This window comes from Bacillus paranthracis (assembly GCF_024296885.1).
Lineage (GTDB): Bacteria > Bacillota > Bacilli > Bacillales > Bacillaceae_G > Bacillus_A > Bacillus_A paranthracis.
In genome coordinates, this window is record NZ_CP101135.1 from 1412250 (window position 1) to 1434037 (window position 21788).

General features: G+C 36.3%; 23 protein-coding genes and 1 other annotated feature. Of the genes, 16 read left to right on the forward strand and 7 right to left on the reverse strand.

Translation table 11 applies throughout. The annotated features are described in order from the left end of the window. Positions 1-47: 47 nt before the first annotated feature. Complete coding sequence (locus NLJ82_RS07190; RefSeq protein WP_000665524.1) at positions 48-1409, reverse strand: MATE family efflux transporter; 1362 nt, start codon at positions 1407-1409, stop codon at positions 48-50. 187 nt (positions 1410-1596) lie between these two features. Here NLJ82_RS07190 and uppP point away from each other — a divergent pair, with 187 nt between their 5' ends. Then, positions 1597-2388, forward strand: coding sequence for a bacitracin resistance undecaprenyl-diphosphatase (gene uppP / locus NLJ82_RS07195; RefSeq protein WP_000796243.1), 792 nt, complete (start codon positions 1597-1599; stop codon positions 2386-2388). 29 nt (positions 2389-2417) lie between these two features. On the opposite strand, the gene NLJ82_RS07200 is transcribed toward uppP, so the two are convergent. Both NLJ82_RS07200 and NLJ82_RS07205 read right to left on the reverse strand, forming a co-directional pair. Continuing rightward, positions 2418-3005, reverse strand: a complete 588-nt coding sequence (locus NLJ82_RS07200; protein WP_001997033.1) for a thioredoxin family protein — start codon at positions 3003-3005, stop codon at positions 2418-2420. 33 nt (positions 3006-3038) lie between these two features. Next, complete coding sequence (locus tag NLJ82_RS07205) at positions 3039-3470, reverse strand: YrvL family regulatory protein (RefSeq protein ID WP_000503434.1); 432 nt, start codon at positions 3468-3470, stop codon at positions 3039-3041. Between the two features lie 162 nt (positions 3471-3632). Between NLJ82_RS07205 and NLJ82_RS07210 the strand changes: the two genes are divergently transcribed. Both NLJ82_RS07210 and NLJ82_RS07215 read left to right on the forward strand, forming a co-directional pair. Then, positions 3633-4052: a MarR family winged helix-turn-helix transcriptional regulator gene (locus NLJ82_RS07210; RefSeq protein WP_000081435.1), complete on the forward strand. Its 420-nt coding sequence runs from the start codon at positions 3633-3635 to the stop codon at positions 4050-4052. Between the two features lie 136 nt (positions 4053-4188). Continuing rightward, entirely contained in the window at positions 4189-4344 is a 156-nt protein-coding gene (locus NLJ82_RS07215) for a hypothetical protein (RefSeq protein WP_000184931.1), read from the forward strand. 22 nt (positions 4345-4366) lie between these two features. Here NLJ82_RS07215 and NLJ82_RS07220 read toward each other — a convergent pair whose 3' ends face one another. Further along, a complete protein-coding gene (locus tag NLJ82_RS07220) occupies positions 4367-5602 on the reverse strand; it encodes a dicarboxylate/amino acid:cation symporter (RefSeq protein ID WP_000814817.1) in 1236 nt (411 codons plus the stop codon). Positions 5603-6596: 994 nt separating this feature from the next. Between NLJ82_RS07220 and NLJ82_RS07225 the strand changes: the two genes are divergently transcribed. Next, a complete protein-coding gene (locus NLJ82_RS07225) occupies positions 6597-7940 on the forward strand; it encodes a TrkH family potassium uptake protein (protein WP_000454133.1) in 1344 nt (447 codons plus the stop codon). Positions 7941-7973: 33 nt separating this feature from the next. Here NLJ82_RS07225 and NLJ82_RS07230 read toward each other — a convergent pair whose 3' ends face one another. Continuing rightward, positions 7974-8366 carry an imidazole glycerol phosphate synthase gene (locus tag NLJ82_RS07230; protein ID WP_001997037.1) on the reverse strand — a complete coding sequence of 131 codons (393 nt, stop codon included), beginning with the start codon at positions 8364-8366 and terminating at the stop codon, positions 7974-7976. A gap of 112 nt (positions 8367-8478) precedes the next feature. On the opposite strand from NLJ82_RS07230, the gene ytfJ reads away from it, so the two are divergent. Both ytfJ and NLJ82_RS07240 read left to right on the forward strand, forming a co-directional pair. Then, entirely contained in the window at positions 8479-8940 is a 462-nt protein-coding gene (gene ytfJ / locus NLJ82_RS07235) for a GerW family sporulation protein (RefSeq protein WP_001993741.1), read from the forward strand. Between the two features lie 114 nt (positions 8941-9054). Then, a complete protein-coding gene (locus NLJ82_RS07240; RefSeq protein ID WP_000608225.1) occupies positions 9055-9144 on the forward strand; it encodes a hypothetical protein in 90 nt (29 codons plus the stop codon). A gap of 362 nt (positions 9145-9506) precedes the next feature. Here NLJ82_RS07240 and NLJ82_RS07245 read toward each other — a convergent pair whose 3' ends face one another. After that, a complete protein-coding gene (locus tag NLJ82_RS07245) occupies positions 9507-9746 on the reverse strand; it encodes a YkuS family protein (RefSeq protein WP_001062580.1) in 240 nt (79 codons plus the stop codon). Positions 9747-9871: 125 nt separating this feature from the next. After that, entirely contained in the window at positions 9872-10111 is a 240-nt protein-coding gene (locus NLJ82_RS07250) for a DUF3911 family protein (RefSeq protein WP_000752508.1), read from the reverse strand. 415 nt (positions 10112-10526) lie between these two features. On the opposite strand from NLJ82_RS07250, the gene ilvE reads away from it, so the two are divergent. The 10 genes from ilvE (at position 10527) to hisG (ending at position 21785) form a co-directional block, all read left to right on the forward strand. Then, complete coding sequence (gene ilvE / locus NLJ82_RS07255; RefSeq protein ID WP_001005497.1) at positions 10527-11423, forward strand: branched-chain-amino-acid transaminase; 897 nt, start codon at positions 10527-10529, stop codon at positions 11421-11423. A gap of 16 nt (positions 11424-11439) precedes the next feature. Beyond that, positions 11440-11668, forward strand: a binding site (T-box leader). A gap of 72 nt (positions 11669-11740) precedes the next feature. After that, positions 11741-13441, forward strand: coding sequence for an acetolactate synthase large subunit (gene ilvB / locus NLJ82_RS07260; protein ID WP_000095852.1), 1701 nt, complete (start codon positions 11741-11743; stop codon positions 13439-13441). Then, on the forward strand, positions 13438-13947 hold the full coding sequence (gene ilvN, locus NLJ82_RS07265) for an acetolactate synthase small subunit (protein WP_000822949.1): 510 nt from the start codon (positions 13438-13440) through the stop codon (positions 13945-13947). Before ilvB ends, ilvN begins: the two co-directional genes overlap by 4 nt. Positions 13948-13973: 26 nt before the next feature. Next, positions 13974-14984, forward strand: a complete 1011-nt coding sequence (gene ilvC, locus NLJ82_RS07270) for a ketol-acid reductoisomerase (protein ID WP_001151717.1) — start codon at positions 13974-13976, stop codon at positions 14982-14984. A gap of 1 nt (position 14985) precedes the next feature. Then, positions 14986-16506, forward strand: coding sequence for a 2-isopropylmalate synthase (gene leuA / locus NLJ82_RS07275; protein WP_000809579.1), 1521 nt, complete (start codon positions 14986-14988; stop codon positions 16504-16506). A gap of 77 nt (positions 16507-16583) precedes the next feature. Then, complete coding sequence (gene leuB / locus NLJ82_RS07280; protein WP_000415369.1) at positions 16584-17648, forward strand: 3-isopropylmalate dehydrogenase; 1065 nt, start codon at positions 16584-16586, stop codon at positions 17646-17648. After that, the gene (gene leuC, locus NLJ82_RS07285; RefSeq protein WP_000518108.1) at positions 17648-19042 is read left to right on the forward strand and encodes a 3-isopropylmalate dehydratase large subunit; all 1395 of its coding nucleotides are present in this window, start codon (positions 17648-17650) and stop codon (positions 19040-19042) included. The genes leuB and leuC overlap by 1 nt, the downstream gene beginning before the upstream one ends. Next, positions 19020-19601, forward strand: a complete 582-nt coding sequence (gene leuD, locus NLJ82_RS07290) for a 3-isopropylmalate dehydratase small subunit (RefSeq protein ID WP_000433210.1) — start codon at positions 19020-19022, stop codon at positions 19599-19601. The genes leuC and leuD overlap by 23 nt, the downstream gene beginning before the upstream one ends. A 310-nt stretch (positions 19602-19911) precedes the next feature. Further along, entirely contained in the window at positions 19912-21174 is a 1263-nt protein-coding gene (gene hisZ / locus NLJ82_RS07295) for an ATP phosphoribosyltransferase regulatory subunit (RefSeq protein WP_000170314.1), read from the forward strand. Then, complete coding sequence (hisG, locus tag NLJ82_RS07300; protein ID WP_001244470.1) at positions 21150-21785, forward strand: ATP phosphoribosyltransferase; 636 nt, start codon at positions 21150-21152, stop codon at positions 21783-21785. Before hisZ ends, hisG begins: the two co-directional genes overlap by 25 nt. The last annotated feature ends 3 nt before the right edge of the window (positions 21786-21788 follow it).

Here is a 21788-nt window from a genome sequence, read left to right on the forward strand (position 1 = left end):
GTTATACGTTACAAGAAAAAATATGCATAAAGAAAACAACCGCTATATTATGAGCGGCTGTTTTGCGTTGTATATTTTCTCTGAACTTGAAAGAGACGGATAAGGAGGAAGGTTGCTCCAAATGCTAGACCGATAATAAGACCGATCCAATATCCTTTTGCTGCCCAATCAGTATAGGTTGCTAATATGTAACCGAGAGGGAGACCAATTACCCAATAGGCGATTAATGTCATAATTAAGGCGACATTTACATCTTTATAACCACGTAGTGCCCCTTGTACAGGAGTTGCAATTGCATCTGAGATTTGAAATAAAATCGCAAATATAAGAAATTCTTTTGCTAAATGATGAACTTGTATATCTGTCGTATAAATAGAAGCAATTTCATCATCAAAGAAGTAAAGAAGAATGGAATATAATAGGGCGAATGCAAGTGCTAAGCCAATCCCGATAAATCCATATTGTTTTGCATTATTATATCGTTTCGCTCCAACTTCAAATCCAACAGAGATGGTCATGGCCATTGCTAAACTTAAAGGAGTCATATATAGCAAGGAAGCGAAGTTCATAGCTGCTTGATGAGCTGCGATTGTTGTCGTACTAAAATTACTCATCATAAGTGTTACTGCAGCGAAAATACTCGTTTCAAAAAAGATAGCAAATCCGATAGGGACGCCAAGTTTTAAGAATTCTTTCCAACTAGAAAGAGAAGGGTGATATAACTGTTTAAAAATATGGAAAGATGCAAAAGGCTCTTTCGTACGAATAATCATAACGGTAATAATTAAAATGCACCAATAGGTTGCTGCAGAAGCAATTGCTGCTCCGACACCACCGAGTTTTGGAAAACCGAAGTTACCGAAAATTAATACATAATTTAATACTACATTAATTGGTAATGATAGTAATGTAATGATCATCGTTGTACGAGTTTTTCCTAATGCATCAATAAATCCGCGTAAAACTGTGTAAGTAAATAAAGGGATAATTCCAATTGCAATAATACTTAAAAATTGTGCTGCAATACGTTCTACCGGTTCTTCTAATCGCATGCCATTTAAAATAGGTGTAACAGTAAAGAAACCGATAAGGATAACAACGAGGCTAGCGAAAATGGCTAAATATACTGCCTGTATGACAACGTGAGGAACATCTTCTTTTTTCTTGGATCCAACGAGTTGCGCAACAATTGGAGTTGTAGCCATCAAAATACCTGTTAATCCCGTACTAACTGGAATCCATATACTCGTTCCGATAGCAACCCCTGCTAAATCAATAGGGCTTGCATGTCCTGACATTGTTGTATCAAAAAAGCTCATTGCAAATAATGACATTTGCGTAACAAAAATCGGGAAAAATAGTAATACAAATTGCTTTAATTTTTGTGAGAATGTACTAGTTTCTTTCATAAAATCCCCTTTCTACGTAAAAAAGAAAACTCTTACTATCATACAATTTAATCAAAAAATAGAAAAGGAATAAGCTTATTAAAACTACGGTTTGACTATAAAAAAGGATGCACTTTGAAAGGGGATAAGGTATTATGGTAAGGTATGAAAAAATTACATATTATTAGTTATTAAGGAGGCACTACTCGTGGCTGATTGGTTAATTGGAATAATCATGGGTGCTGTTGAAGGTTTAACAGAGTTTTTACCAGTTTCATCAACAGGGCATATGATTTTAACAGGTCATTTACTTGGATTTGACGATGAGAGAGCGAAAGTTTTCGAAGTTGTTATTCAATTGGGATCGATTTTAGCAGTTGTAGTTATATTTTGGAAGCGTCTATGGTCTTTAGTAGGTATAGGGAAAGTAACAGACGGACCATCGTTAAATTTATTACATATTATTATCGGAATGATTCCTGCCGGCATATTAGGTGTATTATTCCATAGTGCAATTAAAAAGGTTTTATTTGGTCCAGGACCAGTTGTCATTAGTTTAGTAGCCGGTGGTATTTTAATGATTGTTGCTGAGAAGTTTTCGAAACCAAGTACAGCAAGAACATTAGATGAAATCACATATAAGCAAGCATTTACAATCGGAATGTTCCAATGTTTAGCACTTTGGCCAGGATTTTCTCGTTCTGGTTCTACAATAAGTGGTGGTTTATTAGCTCGCGTGTCACATACAGCGGCAGCTGAATATACATTCATTTTAGCAGTACCAATGATGGTAGCTGCAAGTGGCTTAGATTTAATTAAAAGCTGGGATATATTAAGTGCGGCTGATATACCGCTATTTGCAACGGGATTTATTACGGCGTTCGTCGTTGCAATGCTTGCAATTGTTTCATTCTTAAAATTACTATCTCGTGTAAAACTAACACCGTTCGCTTACTACCGTTTCATTTTAGCTGCGGTATTCTATTTCTTCATTATGTAATAAAAAAACTGCCGAGTTCGGCAGTTTTTTTATTTTACTACTTTTTCCATCATGCTTTCCATTACATGTTCCCAAAGAGAAGTGTCATCAGCTAATGTGGCACGGAAATTAGCGTACATTTCTTTTTGTTTCTCTTCGAATGTTGGATCTTCTTTTTCAGGCAATGTAGCGCGCATTGAAGTTACTAACTCTTGTACTTTTGGAGCACGTGGTCCCCAAACGGCTTGTTCGTTTCCATCTTTATCAATGAAAATAAAGATTGGAATCGCACGTGCTGTTCCGTTTGTTAAATATTGATCCATTAATTCTAAGTTTTCATCGCGAATTAATAATGACATATCAATATTTGCAACTTCAGAAATTCGTTTCATAACAGGTACGCATAAAAGAGCATCGCCACACCAATCAGCTGTTAATACAATAACACGCCAGCCATCATTTTGACGTTCTTCTAATACAGGAAGTAATTCATTTGGAATTAAAAAGTTATTGTAAATGTGCAGTAGCTCGTATTGATTTACTTTCATTTCATTCACATATGTATCAAAGGACATACCTTTATCAGCCCATTTTTGTAAGTTCATAAGTAACACCTCTTTAGTATGATTTGTTTTCATTGTACCAATTTTTATATAGAAAAGCTTGTATTCTTACTCTTTCTTGTCACTTAATAATTTACTTAATAGGAAAAAGAATAGTACGACACATAATTCAGCTATGTTGGATAGTTGCACGCTCTCTATCCAATCGTCAGCGGTATGAATGACGAACCAATCTAGCGTAATTTCAATGATTGCAAAAAGAGTAATAGAAAGCCAATTTGGCATGTTTTGTGTCATTGGATATAGCAGTGCCTTGAAGAAAACGAAGATGAAAAATATAATACCGTCTAAGAAAGTAATTAATAAAAAAAATAGAAGTAAGGCAGTGCGCGATCGATACTCTACACCAGTAATATGAAAGATTCCTACATATATAAAAAATATAAATGCAAAAATTACAATGAGGAACAGAATAACAAAACCAATGATCAAAGTTTTATCTTTTAGATTAAAATTCGAAAATTTGTCTTCTTCACCCACTATCCCAACTCCTTTTTTTGGAAATTTAACTTCATTTTATCATGAAATATCTATTAAAAAACTACGAATTATGGGAAAATAAGGTGACAAAAAGTAAGATTTCATGTAGAATTATTAATAAGGTTTTTATTTAACTAAATGAAATAAAAGGGGCTGTCAAAGTTGTCTCAAAATCGAGAGCAATTAATGGAAGAACTATCGACAAATGTTTTTGCTATGTTCCGCACGTTGCGTAATGATATTGGAAAAATATTTGGTGGTTACATACCGTGGAATGAGTTCATCGTCCTTAGAATATTGAATCGTACGAATAAAGAAATGGTATCACGTGTGGCGAATGAGTTAAATGTGTCGAATAGTCATATTACAGCTGTTACAGAAAAATTAATTAATAAAGGTTTTGTAACTCGTTCACGTTCTACGTCAGATCGCCGAGTTGTATATTTGGAGATTACTGAACAAGGAAAAGATTTAGTTGCGAAAATGGAAGATGCGAAAAAACAATATTTACAAGAAAGATTTTCTACGCTCTCAGAAGAAGAAATGAATATAATGATATCTATTTCGAAAAAACTTATTTAAGTCATTATAAGCAAGAAAACGCTTACACTTTGAAAAAAAAGACTTTCCTTATATGAGGAAGGTCTTTTTTCGTATGTAAAAGATTATAAAAAAGAAAATATGTAACATACTACTAATAAAGGAAGGGGGCAGAAATATGACAAATCGAAATGGTAGTAAAGGGAGCGGAAATCAAGGCTCACCGAAATCAGGGCAATTTCAACAAGAGTTTAGTGCAGAATTTGAAACTGGTAACGATAATAAAGGAAAAGAATATCGTTCGAAAAAGGGAAGTAAATCAAAAAAGGAGTGAATCATTTCACTCCTTTTTTGATTTAAGATGCGGCAGATTGATCTGTATTATATTTTTCTTCTGATTTTGCGACAATCATTGCGCAAATTGCATCACCAGAAATATTTACAGCTGTTCTTGACATATCTAGAATGCGGTCAATACCGATAATTAAGGCAATACCTTCTACTGGTAGATTTACTTGATTTAAAACCATCGTCAGCATTACAAGCCCAACACCTGGTACACCAGCAGTGCCGATACTAGCTAGTACAGCAGTTAATACGACTACAGCTAGTTGGGAAATAGTAAGTTCAACGCCGTATACTTGAGCGATAAATACAGTTGCTACACCTTGCATAATGGCAGTACCATCCATATTAATTGTTGCACCTAGTGGTTGTACAAAAGAGCTAATTGCTTTTGGAACACCAAGCTTCTCTTGTGCGGTTTTCATTGCAAATGGAAGAGATGCATTAGAGCTAGATGTACTAAATCCAATCGCCATTACTGGTCCGAAATGTTTAAAGAAACGGACAATGCTTTCTTTTGCCAATACTTTTAATAAGCCACCATATACGAAGACACCGTGAATAATAAGTACTAGCATAACGACAATCATATACTTGAACATCGCAGCGACGCCTGCAAGACCCATTTTACCGACGGATGAAGCAAGCAACCCAAATGTTCCGATTGGAGCTAATTTCATAACGAGATTAACGAGATACATCATTAATTCGTTGCCCTGTTCAAGTAATGAATGAATACCTTGGACACGTTTTCCTAAAATAGCTATACCAAGTCCAATTAATACGGCAAAGGCAATAATTTGTAACATGTTTCCATCAGCCATCGCTTTTGCTGGATTATCTGGTACGATATTTAGCAATGTATCGACGAAAGATGTTTCGGTTTTTGCACCTTCATATTTAAGCCCTTCGGTTTTAAAATTACCACCAGATCCTGGTTGTATAATCAGTGCAAATGTAACTGCAATAGAGATGGCAACGGCTGTAGTTACAAGAAAGAATGAAATTGATTTTAAACCAATTCTTCCAAGTTGCTTCGGATCTCCAAGACCAGCAGCTCCAAGTACGATAGAAATGAATACAACAGGGACAACTAGCATTTTAATGAGGCGAATAAACAATTGACCAAGTGGATTGAACACATATTGATTTAATGGTTCAAAAATGGATGGTGCAGCTAAATTTAAAGTGAGTCCGACAACTAAACCGAGAAATAATGCAATTAAGATTGCTTTTGTTTGTTTCAATAAAATCCCCCCTTATTTTTTGTAAAATAGCTTTCTACATTAATTGTACCGAAAAACTACCTATTTTGACAATATTTTCTGAATATTTAGTACAAAAAGTATCTATTTAAATATAGATTGCTTTTACTAAAGTAAGCAGAAAAAGCTAAATAAACTATTTAGAAAACAAAATAGACCATCACATAGGATGGTCTAGGGAAGGGGACAATTTATGTCAATTTAATTAGGGATGGAAGTTGTTCAAGACACTGGGGAATGTCTTATAAATTAGGGAGGAACAACTTCGATACATATACTATAAAAGATAGATGTGACCGGGGTGTGAACATAGAGTGAAAGAGAGAGGGAGTTTTAAATAGAAGATAGAAAGACAAAAAATAAGACCATCACATATGATGGCCTAAGGAAGGGGACAATTTATGTCAATTTAATTAGGGATGGAAGTTGTTCAAGACACTGGGGAATGTCTTATAAATTAGGGAGGAACAACTTCGATACATATACTATAAAAGATAGATGTGACCGGGGTGTGAACATAGAGTGAAAGAGAGAGGGAGTTTTAAATAGAAGATAGAAAGACAAAAAATAAGACCATCACATATGATGGCCTAAGGAAGGGGACAATTTATGTCAATTTAATTAGGGATGGAAAGCTGTTCAAGACACTGGGGAATGTCTTATAAATTAGGGAGGAACAGCTCCGATACATATACTATAAAAGATAGATGTGACCCCTATGTGAACATAGAGTGAAAGGTATGAGGATTTAAGCAATGATACATATAAAATGATTGTTGTGAGAGTTATAGAGTAAGGGTACTTATAATAGAAAGAGTCTTTTCATAAATGAAGTGAAGTTCGAGTATAAATAAAAGTTGAAAACTATGAAAAAAAGGATTATGCTCAACTATATTATAAGAATATAAGGTTTATCCTGCTATTTAAGGTTTTTTATAAGCCTTTAGTTATGAGGGGAAAAAGGGAGCTAGTGAATATGGAAGTAACAAAAAGACAAAGGCTGTATAATCGTATTATACGATTAAATCCACCACAAATATTAGCATTAGGTTTTTTCTGCTTAATTGTGGTTGGTGGTTTGTTATTAAAGTTACCATTCGCAACGAAAGTACATATTAGTTGGGTAGATGCTTTCTTTACGGCAACATCAGCAGCAACTGTAACGGGGTTGGGAGTAGTAGATACTGCAAGTACGTTTACGATGTTTGGCGAAATTGTAATTATGTTTTTAATTCAAACGGGCGGTTTAGGTCTTATGACAATTGCCATTTTAATTGTTTGGGTATTAGGTAAAAAAATCGGATTACGTCATCGCTTATTAATTGGAGAGGCATTTAATCAGACAAATATAGGTGGTCTCGTAAAATTAGTAAAACGTGTCTTTATATTTTCAATTTGTATTGAGTTTATTGGAGTCATCTTTTTATCATTTCGTTTTATTCCAGAGTTTGGCTTTGGAAAAGGTGTATACTATAGTATTTTTCACGTAATCGCATCTTATAATAATGCTGGATTTGCTCTATGGCCGGATAATTTAACAAGGTATGTAGGCGATCCGATTATTAATATTGGGATTTGCTCTTTAATCGTAATAGGCGGTCTCGGATTTACCGTACTAATTGATATATGGTATAGCCGGAGTTTTCGAAAACTATCGCTTCATTCCAAAATCATGATTATTGGAACGGTAGCGCTAAATGTGATAGCGATGATTGTGATTTTTGTATTGGAATATAATAATGTGAAGACGTTAGGGAATTTACCGTTAAATGAAAAGTTATGGGCTTCTTTTTTCCAAGGGATTACTCCTCGTACGGCTGGATTTAATACAGTTGACTACGGGGGAATGGAAGAATCATCTATATTATTTACGATGGTTTTAATGTTTATTGGTGCAGGAAGTGTATCAACAGGTGGAGGGATTAAATTAACAACGTTTGTTATTTTAGTTACATCTGTTCTTTCTTTCTTTAGAAAGAAAGAGGAAATCGTATTATTTCAGCGCACAATTAAAATGTCGACAGTAACGAGAGCATTAGCAATTGCCGTTGCTAGTCAAATCCTTATTTTTGCAGCAGTATTTATGTTAATGCTTACAGAAGACTTCAGTTTTATTCAGTTACTATTTGAAACAATTTCAGCGTTTGGAACAGTAGGATTAACGATGGGAATTACTGCAAAGTTATCAGCGTTTGGAAAATGTATGATTATGTTTGTTATGTTTTGTGGATTAATCGGACCGTTAACACTTGTATTTTCTTTAGCGCGACCAGCAAAACAAAAAATTAAATATCCGTCAGAAGATGTATTTACAGGATAAGGTATCTCGCATAAGCGAGATACCTTTTTCTTTTTAAAAGAGGGAGAACAATAAGCCGATAAGCGCTACTCGGAATAAAATTGCAATGAGTGCTGCAATTCCACCGACAATCGCAGCGATACCACCAGTTACAGTAGCTCCGCGGTTATAAGCGTAAATACCTAGTAGTACAGAAACAAGACCGAATAATGTTGGGAAGGTGAAAAGTGATAAGATAGATAAGGCAAGAGCGATAAAGCCAGCCGTTGATCCAGCAGCAGACGATCTTACATCATCTTTATGTTCCTTCTCATCGTAATCATAATCAATGCGCTGTGGTGCAACCTCAGCTGCATATTCTTCTTTATAGTCACTATAATCACTATCTATTCTATCTCTTTTTTTATACTCATCAAATTTCTCAGTCAAAGTCATGACTCCTTTCATAACAAGGTTCAATAGTAGTATGTATCTCTTTTTCCTTTTTATCCGAGTATGTACAGGGAGTAATATCCATTTAAAAGGTGAAGATTGTTTTTTTGAAATAGGAAAAGTTAGTATGACTTCCTCTATTTTGGAAAGTATAAAAAAGAATAATGAGGAAAGGGTGCAATACATAATGGAACATCCAATTGAAAATTTAATGAAAACAGCAATGACAAATTTAAAAGAGATGGTAGATGTAAATACGATTGTTGGAAGTCCAGTTTCAACAGCTGATGGAAATGTAGTATTAACAGTATCTCAAGTGGCTTTTGGTTTTGGTGCCGGTGGAAGTGACTTTAAAGGTGATTTTATTTCCGAAAAACATAATAACGGACAAGGGCAGCATAAAGAGAAAAAGCAAGCTCATCCGTTTGGAGGCGGAAGCGGGGCTGGGGTTTCTATTAGCCCAGTTGCTTTTTTAGTAGTTGGTTCTAACGGTGTGCAAGTATTGCATCTCAATAGTAGTACACATTTAATTGAAAAAGCTTTAAATACCGTACCAAGCACTGTAGATAAATTTGTAAATGGTCGCTAAAGGTGAACTTGCATTTTTTAGGAATTATGATATATTAGAAAAAGTGCGCTTTAGGATGATCGGAATAATTGAACTGTAAATATATATGATGTGTGGAATAAGGGAGAGGAATTTATGATTAATATCAAAAACTTAGTGGTTGGCTTATGTATGTTAGTAAGCGGCTTTGTTGTATATGTAATAAAAGAAAAAGCTCCATTCTAAAACAGACAAACCGTTACTGTCTGTTTTTAATTTGTGAAAAATGTTGACAAGTTATTGTATCGGTGTTAAAATTTTAATTCGTGTCTCGGTTACAGCTAGTGTAAAGTAAATAAATCTTATAAATATAATACGAAAAGTTTGCGAAAGATCGGGTAGTTTTACCAACAACTTTTGTGAACAAACCCTATAAATTATAATTATAGGCTTTATAGGTATACTAGTGAATCAAGGAGCGGTCAGTGGAACCGTAATGATGAGAGAGAGGTAGGGCTTTCATCCAGTATATGTTACTTTCCCGTTAGGTGAATATAAAAAAGAGGACTCCTTTTCAAAAGGAGTCCTCTTTCTTTTTTGTATTGAATTTAAATGCGGCTCTCAACTTGCTGGCAAATTTCATCTGTTGTTAAACCGTGGGCGTTAATTACCGATCCTTTTATTGATGTATCTGCAATACCCATCATATTAGAATCTTGCCCAGTTACAACGCAACAGTCGCATCCTTGTGCGTCATGTTCCGAGTTAATTGTAATGACTTCATGCCCCTGTTGCTGAAGAGCTTGTTGGACATCTGTTAACGAATTTTCAACACCAATTTTAGCCATAATTCTCACCTCCTACCATCTAGTTGTTAGTATGCTCAAGTTCATCGTATATATTTATATAAAGACGGTAGGAAGCGTATATTTATCTGTTATTTACGGGTAGTCTGATTAAAGTACGACTTTATTTAGTCGTTATATACACCAGTAAGCATTTGACTTACGAATTGATCGTTTAGAGTATCTTGGGCGGAAGAAGTATTTGAATGAATGTCGATTGAAGCAATGAAATTGTTATATTCTTTATTATTTGGTTCTACCTCTACATAATTATCAAATTTACAAAAACCTTTCGTATCCATTAGATCAAATAGTTGAAGCATCTCTACTACCTCTTGTCTCGTTCCTTTAATTTGTACACACGCCATATTGATTTCCTCCTTCATTTTGACAAATTGTTTTTTAAAAATAGGATTATGATTCCGAAATGAAAAATATGAATGTTATTTTTAGACAGCGTTATTTTTATTATTTTCCCCCTTTTTCAGCAAAAGTCGTTATATATTCCCGAATTTATAAAAACGGACGTCCGTTTATTGAATACAATAGATTCGTATCAATTGACGAAAATCCTTCTTTTAAACAAATATTTTTTTAATGGAAATTGACGAAAAAATTTTTTTGACTTTTTGTAAACGTTAACAATGTTGTTAAATCAATACAATTAAAGATGTACGTACGAATAAAAATTATAAATTTTCTAAAAATTCACTTGATTTATTTAGAAAGGAGAGTAAACTAGGAAACAATAAAAAATTCATAGAACATAGGAGGCGCTTTCCAGTGAACGAGCAATGGATTTTCTTAAATGGAGAATTTGTTCCAAAAGACGAGGCAAAAGTATCAGTATATGATCATGGTTATTTATATGGAGATGGAGTATTTGAAGGAATTAGAGTTTATAGCGGTAATGTTTTCCGTTTGAGAGAGCATCTTGTCCGGTTATATGAATCAGCAAAATCCATCATGTTAGAAATTCCATATTCTTTAGATGAAGTAACGAATATTGTTGTTGAGACGATTCGACAAAATAAATTATCTAATGGATACATTCGCCTAGTTGTATCGAGAGGAGCAGGAAATCTTGGGTTAGATCCTGATTCTTGTAAAAAACCGAATGTAGTAGTAATTGCAGAGCAACTATCTTTATTCCCACAAGAATATTATGAAAAAGGGATTCCAGTTGTAACAGTTGCAACGCGCCGAAACCGTCCAGATGTATTGTCGCCTCAAGTAAAATCTTTAAATTACTTAAACAATATTTTAGTTCGCATCGAAGCGAAATTGGCTGGAGTACAAGAAGCGCTTATGTTAAATGATCAAGGATACGTAGCTGAAGGCTCAGGGGATAACGTATTTATTGTAAAAGGAAATAAATTAATTACACCACCAAGTTCTGCTGGAGCGTTAGAAGGCATTACACGAAATGCTATTTTAGAAATTGGTGAAAAACTTGGATATGACGTTAGAGAAGAGTTATTTACAAGACATGACGTATATGTAGCTGATGAAGTATTTTTAACAGGAACAGCAGCGGAAGTAATTGCTGTTACGACAGTAGATGGTAGAACGATTGGTTTAGGGCAAACGGGTCCACATACGAATCGTTTATTAGAAGAATTCCGAAAGTTAGTTATAGAAGATGGAGAGAAAATTTACGAAGAAAATAAAGTTGGATAACAACTTTTTATAACATAAGAAAGCGTTGATAGGGAGGAGTAGTTGATTGTGAAGCCTCACAGAGAGTCGGTGGTTGCTGGAAACCGATGGTTCACGTCGACGAACATCGCCCTTGAGTGCTAAGCTGAAGCATTTGTCTAGGCTTAGACGGTAGCTCCGTTATTAGCTAGACTCATTTTATGGGTCACTGAGGCAAGAGTATTCTTGCAAAGAAGGGTGGTACCGCGAAATCTTTCGTCCCTTCAGCACATAGCTGGAGTGTGGACGTAGGATTTTTTTTATTGATAAAAGTTTTTAAAAGGGGGCTTATAAGAACAATGTCTTCAAAAACGGAAGAGAAACTGGCAACTGGTGCACAGCTATTGTTAGAAGCGCTAGAAAAGGAAGGAGTAGAAGTGATTTTCGGTTATCCTGGTGGTGCTGTTTTACCTCTTTATGATGCACTCTATGACTGTGAAATTCCGCATATTTTAACAAGGCATGAACAAGGTGCTATTCACGCTGCTGAAGGGTATGCCAGAATTACTGGCAATCCAGGGGTTGTCATTGCAACGAGTGGACCAGGTGCTACAAATGTGATTACTGGTCTAGCAGATGCGATGATTGATTCATTGCCACTTGTTGTATTTACAGGGCAAGTAGCAACAACGTTAATTGGAAGCGATGCTTTCCAAGAAGCGGATATTATGGGGCTTACGATGCCAGTGACAAAACATAACTATCAAGTGCGAAAGGCTTCAGATTTACCTCGAATTATTAAAGAGGCATTTCATATTGCTAGAACAGGAAGACCAGGCCCAGTCGTTATTGACCTTCCGAAAGATATGGTAGTAGAGCAAGGCGAACGATGTAGTGATGTGCAAATGGATTTACCAGGATACAACCCTAATTATGAACCGAATCTACTGCAAATAAACAAATTATTACAAGCAATTCAGATTGCAAACAAGCCATTAATTTTAGCTGGAGCAGGTGTATTGCATGCGAAAGCTTCAAAGGAATTAACAAGTTTTGCTCGTAAATATGAAATTCCTGTTGTGCATACATTACTTGGTCTTGGTGGGTTTCCACCAGATGATGAACTATTTCTAGGGATGGGAGGAATGCATGGTTCTTACACAGCTAATATGGCGTTATATGAATGTGACTTACTCATTAATATAGGCGCTAGATTCGATGATCGTCTTACTGGAAATTTAGCTTATTTTGCGAAAGAGGCGACTGTCGCGCATATCGATATTGATCCAGCAGAAATCGGGAAAAATGTACCGACTGAAATTCCTATTGTTGCAAGTGCTAAGCAAGCGCTCCAAGTATTACTTCAACCAGAAGGAAGGAAAGAAAATCATCATGAGTGGATCTCTTTATTAAAGAATAGAAAAGAAAAGTATCCATTCTCTTATAAACGAAATTCTGAAAGTATTAAGCCTCAATATGCAATTGATATGTTATATGAAATTACGAAGGGAGAAGCGATTGTAACAACAGATGTGGGGCAACATCAAATGTGGGCAGCCCAATATTATCCGCTGAAAACTCCAGATAAATGGGTAACTTCAGGAGGACTAGGAACGATGGGCTTCGGATTTCCAGCAGCAATTGGTGCCCAAATTGCAAAGCCTGATGAATTAGTTATTGCAATTGTTGGTGACGCTGGATTTCAAATGACTCTGCAAGAATTAAGTGTGTTAAAAGAACACTCTTTACCTGTTAAAGTATTTATTTTAAATAATGAAGCTTTAGGAATGGTAAGACAATGGCAAGATGAATTTTATAACAAAAGATATTCGAACTCTTTACTATCGTGTCAACCAGATTTCGTTGCTCTTGCGAATGCGTATGGCATAAAAGGGGTTCGCATAGATGATCCACTTCTTGCAAAGAAACAATTGCAGCATGCAATTCAATTACAAGAGCCAGTTGTAATTGATTGCCGTGTACTTCAATCAGAAAAGGTAATGCCGATGGTTGCGCCAGGGAAAGGTGTTCACCAAATGGAGGGAGTGGAAAAAAGGTGAAGAGAATTGTTACAGCAACAGTTCGAAATCAAAGTGGTGTGTTAAACCGAATTACAGGTGTTATGACACGAAGACATTTTAATATTGAAAGTATTTCAGTAGGTCATACGGAATCATCGGACATATCGCGGATGACGATTGTTGTACACGTTGAAAATGAACAGCAAGTAGAGCAGTTAATTAAACAACTTCATAAGCAAATTGATGTTTTGAAAGTATCAGATATTACAGAAGAAGCGATGATTGCAAGAGAACTCGCACTTATTAAAGTAGCAACATCAGTAGCAAGAGCAGAATTATACAGTTTAATTGAACCGTTTCGAGCCACTGTAATAGATGTTGGGAAGGATTCCATAGTTGTGCAAGTAACAGGTACGCAGGAAAAAGTAGAAGCATTAATTGAATTACTTCGTCCATACGGTTTGAAAGAAATTGCAAGAACAGGGGTAACAGCCTTTACGCGTAGTATGAAAAAACAAGATAAGCAAGTTATGTTAATTCAATAATCATTTAAATATAGGGGGAAATGAAAATGGCAAAAGTTTATTATGAAAAAGATGTAACGGTAAATGTATTAAAGGAAAAAAAAGTAGCAATCATTGGATATGGCTCGCAAGGTCATGCGCATGCGCAAAACTTACGTGATAAAGGATTTGATGTAGTAGTAGGTTTAAGAAAAGGGAAGTCTTGGGATAAAGCGAAAGAAGATGGATTTTCTGTATATACAGTAGCAGAAGCAGCAAAGCAGGCTGATGTAGTAATGATTTTACTGCCAGATGAACTGCAACCAGAAGTATATGAAGCGGAAATTGCGCCAAATTTACAGGCAGGAAATTCTCTCGTTTTTGCACACGGATTTAACGTTCACTTTGATCAAGTGAAACCACCAGCGAATGTAGATGTATTTTTAGTAGCACCAAAAGGGCCGGGACATCTTGTGCGCCGTACGTTTGTTGAAGGAGGAGCTGTTCCTGCATTATTTGCAGTATATCAAGATGCAACAGGAGTTGCGACTGAAAAGGCACTTTCTTATGCCGATGGAATTGGAGCGACGAGAGCTGGTGTATTAGAAACGACATTTAAAGAAGAAACAGAAACAGACTTATTTGGAGAGCAAGCTGTACTTTGCGGCGGAGTAACTGCGCTAGTAAAAGCTGGATTTGAAACGTTAGTTGATGCGGGATATCAGCCGGAACTTGCATATTTTGAATGTTTACATGAACTGAAACTTATTGTTGACCTTATGTATGAAGGTGGACTTGAAAATATGAGATATTCAGTTTCAGATACAGCGCAGTGGGGCGACTTCGTATCAGGGCCACGCGTTGTAACGGAAGATACGAAGAAAGCGATGGGTACAGTGCTAGCAGAAATTCAAGATGGTACATTTGCAAGAGGTTGGATAGCAGAGCATAAAGCAGGAAGACCGAATTTCCATGCGACAAATGAGAAAGAGAATGACCACGAAATCGAAGTAGTTGGACGTAAATTACGTGAAATGATGCCTTTCGTACAGCCGCGAGTAAAGGTAGGGATGAAATAATATGAAGCAGATTTTGTTCATGGATACGACGCTACGTGATGGCGAACAATCACCAGGAGTGAATTTAAATGAACAAGAGAAATTGCAAATTGCAAGGCAATTAGAAAGACTAGGGATTCATGTTATGGAAGCTGGCTTTGCAGCAGCTTCCGAAGGGGATTTTCAATCGGTAAAACGTATCGCGAATACAATTCAAAATGCTACAGTTATGAGTTTAGCTAGAGCGAAAGAAAGCGATATTCGAAGAGCATATGAAGCTGTGAAAGGTGCGGTATCTCCTCGTTTACACGTATTTTTAGCTACGAGTGATATTCATATGAAATATAAACTTTGTATGTCAAAAGAGGATGTGTTAGATAGTATTCATCGTTCTGTTACACTTGGAAAATCATTATTTCCAACAGTACAATTTTCTGCAGAAGATGCGACAAGAACAGCAAGAGATTTTTTAGCTGAGGCAGTAGAAGTTGCGATTCGTGCAGGAGCCAATGTAATTAACATTCCAGATACAGTTGGATATACGAATCCAGAAGAATATTATTCTCTTTTTAAGTACTTACAAGAATCCGTTCCTTCATATGAAAAAGCAATTTTCTCTTGTCATTGTCACGATGACCTTGGAATGGCTGTAGCAAATTCGTTAGCTGCAGTTGAAGGGGGAGCATTGCAAGTAGAAGGAACAATTAATGGAATTGGAGAGAGAGCAGGGAATGCGGCATTAGAAGAAGTCGCAGTTGCTCTTCATATTAGAAAAGATTTCTATCAAGCAGAGCCTTCTATGACGCTAAAAGAAATTAAAGCGACAAGTACATTAGTAAGCAGATTAACAGGTATGGTTGTACCGAAAAATAAAGCAATCGTGGGAGCGAATGCATTCGCTCATGAATCCGGAATTCATCAAGACGGCGTTCTAAAAGAAGTGACAACGTATGAAATTATTGAACCAGAGTTAGTAGGCGAATCTCAAAACCTATTTGTACTTGGAAAACATTCTGGACGTCACGCGTTTACAGAAAAAATGAAAGAGCTTGGCTATGAATTTACAACGGAAGAACGAGATGCAGTGTTTGAAGCGTTTAAAAAATTAGCTGATCGTAAGAAGGAAATTACTGAGGAAGATTTACGAGCACTTATGCTTGGTGAAGCAGCATTTGCGGCTCAGCAATATAACATTACGCAACTGCAAGTACATTTCGTATCAAATAGTACACAATGTGCGACAGTTGTACTAAAAGATGAGGAAGGAAATGTATTCGAAGATGCAGCTACTGGCTCTGGTAGTATTGAAGCAATTTACAATGCAATCCAAAGAATTTTAGGATTAGAATGTGAATTGGCGGATTATCGCATACAATCTATTACACAAGGTCAAGATGCACTGGCTCATGTTCATGTTGAATTAAAAGAAGGAACACATCAAGTATCAGGTTTTGGTGTTGCGCAAGACGTATTGGAAGCGTCGGCGAGAGCATATGTCCACGCAGCGGGGAAATTGAAATCTTTTATCCAGCTTGTGAAATAAGTGTTTGATAGGTGAGAGGGGATATTCTCACCTATCAAATTAAAGTTCTGAAAATTCAGTTAAAAGGGGTGTTGAAATTGGAAAAACGTATCGTTTGTTTAGCTGGTGATGGGGTTGGACCGGAAGTTATGGAAAGTGCGAAGGAAGTATTGCATATGGTAGAAAGGTTATATGGTCATCATTTTCATTTGCAAGATGAGTACTTTGGCGGGAGTGCTATCGATTTAAATGGGCAACCATTACCACAACGAACGCTTGCCGCTTGTTTAGCAAGTGATGCGGTTTTACTAGGAGCAGTTGGTGGACCAAGGTGGGATAGTGCGAAAGAAAGACCAGAGAAAGGATTATTAGCTTTAAGAAAAGGGCTCGGTGTATTTGCGAACGTTCGCCCTGTAACGGTAGAAAGTGCAACGGCACATTTATCGCCATTAAAAAAGGCTGATGAAATTGATTTCGTTGTCGTTCGTGAATTAACAGGTGGGATTTATTTTTCTTATCCGAAAGAACGAACTGACGAAGTAGCAACGGATACACTTACGTATCATCGCCATGAAATTGAACGTATCGTTTCTTATGCTTTTCAATTAGCGAGTAAACGGAAGAAAAAAGTAACATCTATTGATAAGGCGAATGTTTTAGAATCTAGTAAACTATGGAGAACTGTAACAGAAGAAGTAGCACTTCGTTATCCAGATGTTGAACTAGAACATATTTTAGTAGATGCAGCTGCTATGGAGTTAATTCGGAATCCAGGACGGTTTGATGTAATTGTAACAGAAAATTTATTTGGGGATATTTTAAGTGACGAAGCTTCCGTATTAGCTGGATCATTAGGAATGCTTCCGTCAGCAAGTCACGCGGAAAAGGGTCCTTCATTATACGAGCCTATTCACGGATCGGCACCGGATATTGCCGGGAAAAATAAGGCGAATCCAATTGCGATGATGCGCTCTGTTGCCATGATGCTTGGACAATCATTCGGATTAACAAGAGAAGGGTGTGCAATTGAAGAAGCGATTTCAGCAGTCCTTAAATTAGGAAAATGTACAGCAGATATCGGGGGGACTGAAACGACAACTTCATTTACGAAGGCAGTAATGCAAGAAATGGAAGAGCAAGCGCTAGTAGGGAGAGGAAGATAATGGGGAAAAGGTTGCTAGATAAACTTTGGGAAAGACACGTAGTTGCGACAAATGAAAATGGATTAGATTTATTATATATCGATCTGCACCTTGTTCATGAAGTAACGTCACCGCAAGCCTTTGAAGGCTTGCGGCTTACAAATCGAACGGTACGCAGACCAGATTTAACATTCGCAACGATGGATCATAATATTCCAACGAAAGATGTTTGGAATATTACCGATCGCATTGCGAAGCAGCAATTAGATACACTTCGGGAAAATTGTAAACAATTTCAGGTGCCGTTAGCAGATATCGGAGATGAAGAGCAAGGGATCGTTCATGTTATCGGACCAGAACTTGGGCTCACGCAGCCAGGAAAAACAATTGTTTGTGGTGATAGTCATACAGCAACGCACGGTGCGTTTGGCGCGCTAGCATTTGGTATTGGTACGAGTGAAGTGGAACATGTATTGGCAACGCAAACGTTATGGCAAAGAAAACCGAAAGCGATGGGAATTGAGTTAAAAGGAAAATTACAGAAAGGCGTTTACGCAAAAGATATTATTTTGCATCTCCTTTCAAAGTACGGTGTAGCAGTTGGAACTGGATACGTAATGGAATTTTACGGAGAGACGATTCAGGCTATGGAGATGGAAGAGAGAATGACGCTTTGTAATATGGCGATTGAAGGCGGAGCAAAAGCGGGTATTATCGCGCCGGATGAAAAAACAGTTGCTTATGTAAAAGGACGTAAATATGCACCGAGAGACTATGAAACTTTCGAGAAGAAATGGTTTGAACTTTATACAGATGCAGATGCAATTTATGATTTACATATTTCGATAGATGTTACAGATTTAGCGCCATACGTTACGTGGGGAACAAATCCGAGTATGGGAGTTCGTATTGATGAGAAATTGCCAGAAAAACATGATGTAAATGACGAAAGAGCATTTTCTTATATGGGATTAAGCCCTGGACAAAGTACGTATGATATTCCAGTTCAGCATGTTTTCATTGGATCTTGTACAAATTCCAGGCTATCTGATTTAGAAATTGCTGCAGCTGTTGTGAAAGGGAGAAAGGTAAAAGAAGGTGTGCGAGCACTCGTTGTACCTGGATCGAAAAGAGTAAGGGACGCGGCGATGCAAAAAGGACTACATCACATATTTGAAGAAGCAGGATTTGAATGGAGAGAACCTGGATGTTCCATGTGTCTTGGAATGAATCCAGATCAAGTACCTGAAGGAGAGCATTGCGCTTCAACTTCAAATCGTAATTTTGAAGGAAGACAAGGAAAAGGAGCACGAACGCATTTAGTTAGCCCAGCAATGGCGGCAGCAGCTGCGTTATATGGTCATTTTGTTGATACAAGAAAGGAGAGTTATGATGGAGCCATTTCGTATTCATAAAGGTACTGCCGCAGTACTTATGAATAATAACATTGATACGGATCAAATTATTCCGAAGCAATATTTAAAGAGAATTGAAAGAACTGGGTTTGGAAAGTTTTTATTTGATGAGTGGCGATATGATAATGAACGACACGAAAACCCTAATTTCCCACTAAATGCACCAGATAGAAAAGGAGCAAGTATATTAATTACAGGTGATAATTTTGGATGTGGTTCTTCAAGAGAACACGCACCGTGGGCACTTGCTGATTATGGTTTCCGCGTAATTATCGCGGGAGGGTTTGCAGATATTTTTTATATGAATTGTATGAAGAACGGTATGTTACCAATTGTAATGGATAAAGAAATGCGAGAAAAGCTTGCCAAAACGGATGCAAGAGAACAAATAGAAGTAGATTTAGAGAATGAAGTAATTACAACAAGTACGCACAGGTTTCATTTTACAATCGAGAAAATGTGGAAAGAGAAATTATTAAATGGTTTAGATGAAATTAGTATTACAATGCAATATGAACAAGAAATAAAAGAGTATGAAAGAAGGATAGCTGTATATTAAAAGATAACGGAATATTTAAAATGTATTTACATTCAGAATTAAGTATTATATACTATGTAAAAATTAGAGGAGAAAGGGAGTAAGTATTATGAAAACAATGCAATCTATTAAAATGCTTACACAACTACATCATCATACATAAAGCCCTTGAACCTAGCGTGAAAACGTGTAGGTGCAAGGGTTATTCCCGTTGTACCTACACGCTACTAAAGAGCCTTGTAGGTATATTTTATCTACAAGGCTCTTTTTATTTTCGGTTTAGGTGCATGAAATAAGCATACATTAGAAAGGGAAAGGTGTGAGAATTTCGATGACAAAATGGAAACGGGCAAATCCAAATGGAACGAGAGATTATTTATTCGAAGAATGTACGTTAATTGAAGAAGTGGAGCAAAAATTAAGGCGTACTTTTTTAGAGAGAGGTTATGAAGAAATAAGGACACCAACAATTGAATTTTATGATGTGTTCGCCTTTCAAAGCAGGCCGATAGATGAAGAAAAGATGTATAAATTTTTTGATGAAAAGGGGAGGATTATCGTATTGCGTCCAGATATGACAATTCCTTTAGCGAGAGTGATCGGAACGCAGAGGTGTGATACACCACTTAAAGTGACGTATAGCGGAAATGTATTTCGAGCGAATGAGTCCCTTACTGGAAAATATAATGAGATCGTGCAAAGTGGTATTGAAATTATCGGTATTGATAATGTAAGAGCTGAAATTGAATGTGTTATAAGCGTCATTCAATCACTTCAAAAGTTGAAGGTGCAATCTTTTACAATAGAGATTGGGCAAGTACAGTTATATAAATGTATTGTCAAAAAGCTCTCCATTCATGAGGAAGAAGAGAAAGTTCTTAGAACATATATTGAAAGTAAAAATTATGCCGCTTTATCCAATTTTATTAGAGATAAGAAATTAGATCGATGTGATGAAACAGTAAAGTTACTGGAGAAATTACCGAGGTTATTTGGGAATTTAGAAGTGATTGAGGAAGCAGAAAAACTCGCCTCCAGTAATGAAATGAAAATGGCCATTACAAGAGTGAAAGAAATATATGAAGCAATTGACAAGCTAGGCTATGGATCGTACATATCCATTGATTTAGGTATGATTCAACATTTGGACTATTATACAGGTGTTATTTTCAAAGGGTATATATATGAAATTGGGGAAGAAATTGTTAGTGGCGGAAGATATGATGAGTTAATTGGAAATTTTGGAGAAATGTTACCGGCTGTTGGACTCGCGGTGCAAGTTAATCAAATTGTAAAGGCGCTGCAAGAGCAGCAAAAGCCATATGAACGAAAGAGAATAGATATTATGATTCATTACGAGTTAAATAGATTAGCAGAAGCGGAACGATTACGAAATTTACTTCAAAAGGACGGGAAAAAAGTAGCGCTATCTTTATTCTCTAATTTAAATGATACTTTTCAATTTGCTAGAAAAAATCAAATTGTAACGGTCGTTGAGGCAAAGAACGAATCATTAGTGGAATATGTATGGAAAGAGAAATGGGTCGTCCAGAAAGAAGGAGAAACTTCATGCGTAACATTCAAATTGCGTTAACGAAAGGGAGATTAGAAAAACATGTGATTCCGCTCTTTGAGCAGATTGGAATTGATTGTTCAGAGCTCAAAAATAAAGGAAGAAAACTTGTCTTTCAAAGTAAAAATACGGATATCTCATTTATTTTAGTGAAAGCAGTAGATGTTGCTACTTATGTAGAACATGGAGTAGCGGATATCGGAGTCGTTGGAAAAGATATTTTAATGGAAAACGAGAAAGATATTTATGAAATGTTAGATTTAGGAGTAGGCGTGTGTAAGTTTTGTGTCGCTTCTATTCCTACTTATAATCCGAAGAGCTACCGGAAGAAATGCATTGCGACGAAATATCCACATATTACTTCTAACTATTTTCATGATAAAGGAGAGGATGTAGAAATTATTAAAATAGAAGGTTCTGTAGAAATTGCTCCTATTCTTGGATTGGCAGATGCGATTGTTGATATTGTTGAAACAGGAAAAACATTACAAGAAAATGGACTCATTGTATTTGAGGAAATGTATTCTATATCTGCTCGAATGATTGTAAATAAGGCTGCATTAAAAACTAAAAAAGACGAAATATTCAGTATTATAAATATGATGGAGCAAGAAATTTTGTCAGGAAAATAGGGG

Excerpts from the sequence above, each read along its gene's own strand:
- NLJ82_RS07190 (WP_000665524.1), bottom strand. The coding sequence starts at position 1,409 with ATGAAAGAAACTAGTACATTCTCACAAAAATTAAAGCAATTTGTATTA.
- NLJ82_RS07200 (WP_001997033.1), bottom strand. The coding sequence starts at position 3,005 with ATGAAAACAAATCATACTAAAGAGGTGTTACTTATGAACTTACAAAAA.
- NLJ82_RS07215 (WP_000184931.1), top strand. The coding sequence starts at position 4,189 with ATGACAAATCGAAATGGTAGTAAAGGGAGCGGAAATCAAGGCTCACCG.
- NLJ82_RS07225 (WP_000454133.1), top strand. The coding sequence starts at position 6,597 with ATGGAAGTAACAAAAAGACAAAGGCTGTATAATCGTATTATACGATTA.
- NLJ82_RS07230 (WP_001997037.1), bottom strand. The coding sequence starts at position 8,366 with ATGAAAGGAGTCATGACTTTGACTGAGAAATTTGATGAGTATAAAAAA.
- ytfJ (WP_001993741.1), top strand. The coding sequence starts at position 8,479 with ATGACTTCCTCTATTTTGGAAAGTATAAAAAAGAATAATGAGGAAAGG.
- NLJ82_RS07240 (WP_000608225.1), top strand. The coding sequence starts at position 9,055 with ATGATTAATATCAAAAACTTAGTGGTTGGCTTATGTATGTTAGTAAGC.
- NLJ82_RS07245 (WP_001062580.1), bottom strand. The coding sequence starts at position 9,746 with ATGGCTAAAATTGGTGTTGAAAATTCGTTAACAGATGTCCAACAAGCT.
- NLJ82_RS07250 (WP_000752508.1), bottom strand. The coding sequence starts at position 10,111 with ATGGCGTGTGTACAAATTAAAGGAACGAGACAAGAGGTAGTAGAGATG.
- ilvB (WP_000095852.1), top strand. The coding sequence starts at position 11,741 with ATGTCTTCAAAAACGGAAGAGAAACTGGCAACTGGTGCACAGCTATTG.
- ilvC (WP_001151717.1), top strand. The coding sequence starts at position 13,974 with ATGGCAAAAGTTTATTATGAAAAAGATGTAACGGTAAATGTATTAAAG.
- leuA (WP_000809579.1), top strand. The coding sequence starts at position 14,986 with ATGAAGCAGATTTTGTTCATGGATACGACGCTACGTGATGGCGAACAA.
- leuC (WP_000518108.1), top strand. The coding sequence starts at position 17,648 with ATGGGGAAAAGGTTGCTAGATAAACTTTGGGAAAGACACGTAGTTGCG.
- leuD (WP_000433210.1), top strand. The coding sequence starts at position 19,020 with ATGGAGCCATTTCGTATTCATAAAGGTACTGCCGCAGTACTTATGAAT.
- hisZ (WP_000170314.1), top strand. The coding sequence starts at position 19,912 with ATGACAAAATGGAAACGGGCAAATCCAAATGGAACGAGAGATTATTTA.
- hisG (WP_001244470.1), top strand. The coding sequence starts at position 21,150 with ATGCGTAACATTCAAATTGCGTTAACGAAAGGGAGATTAGAAAAACAT.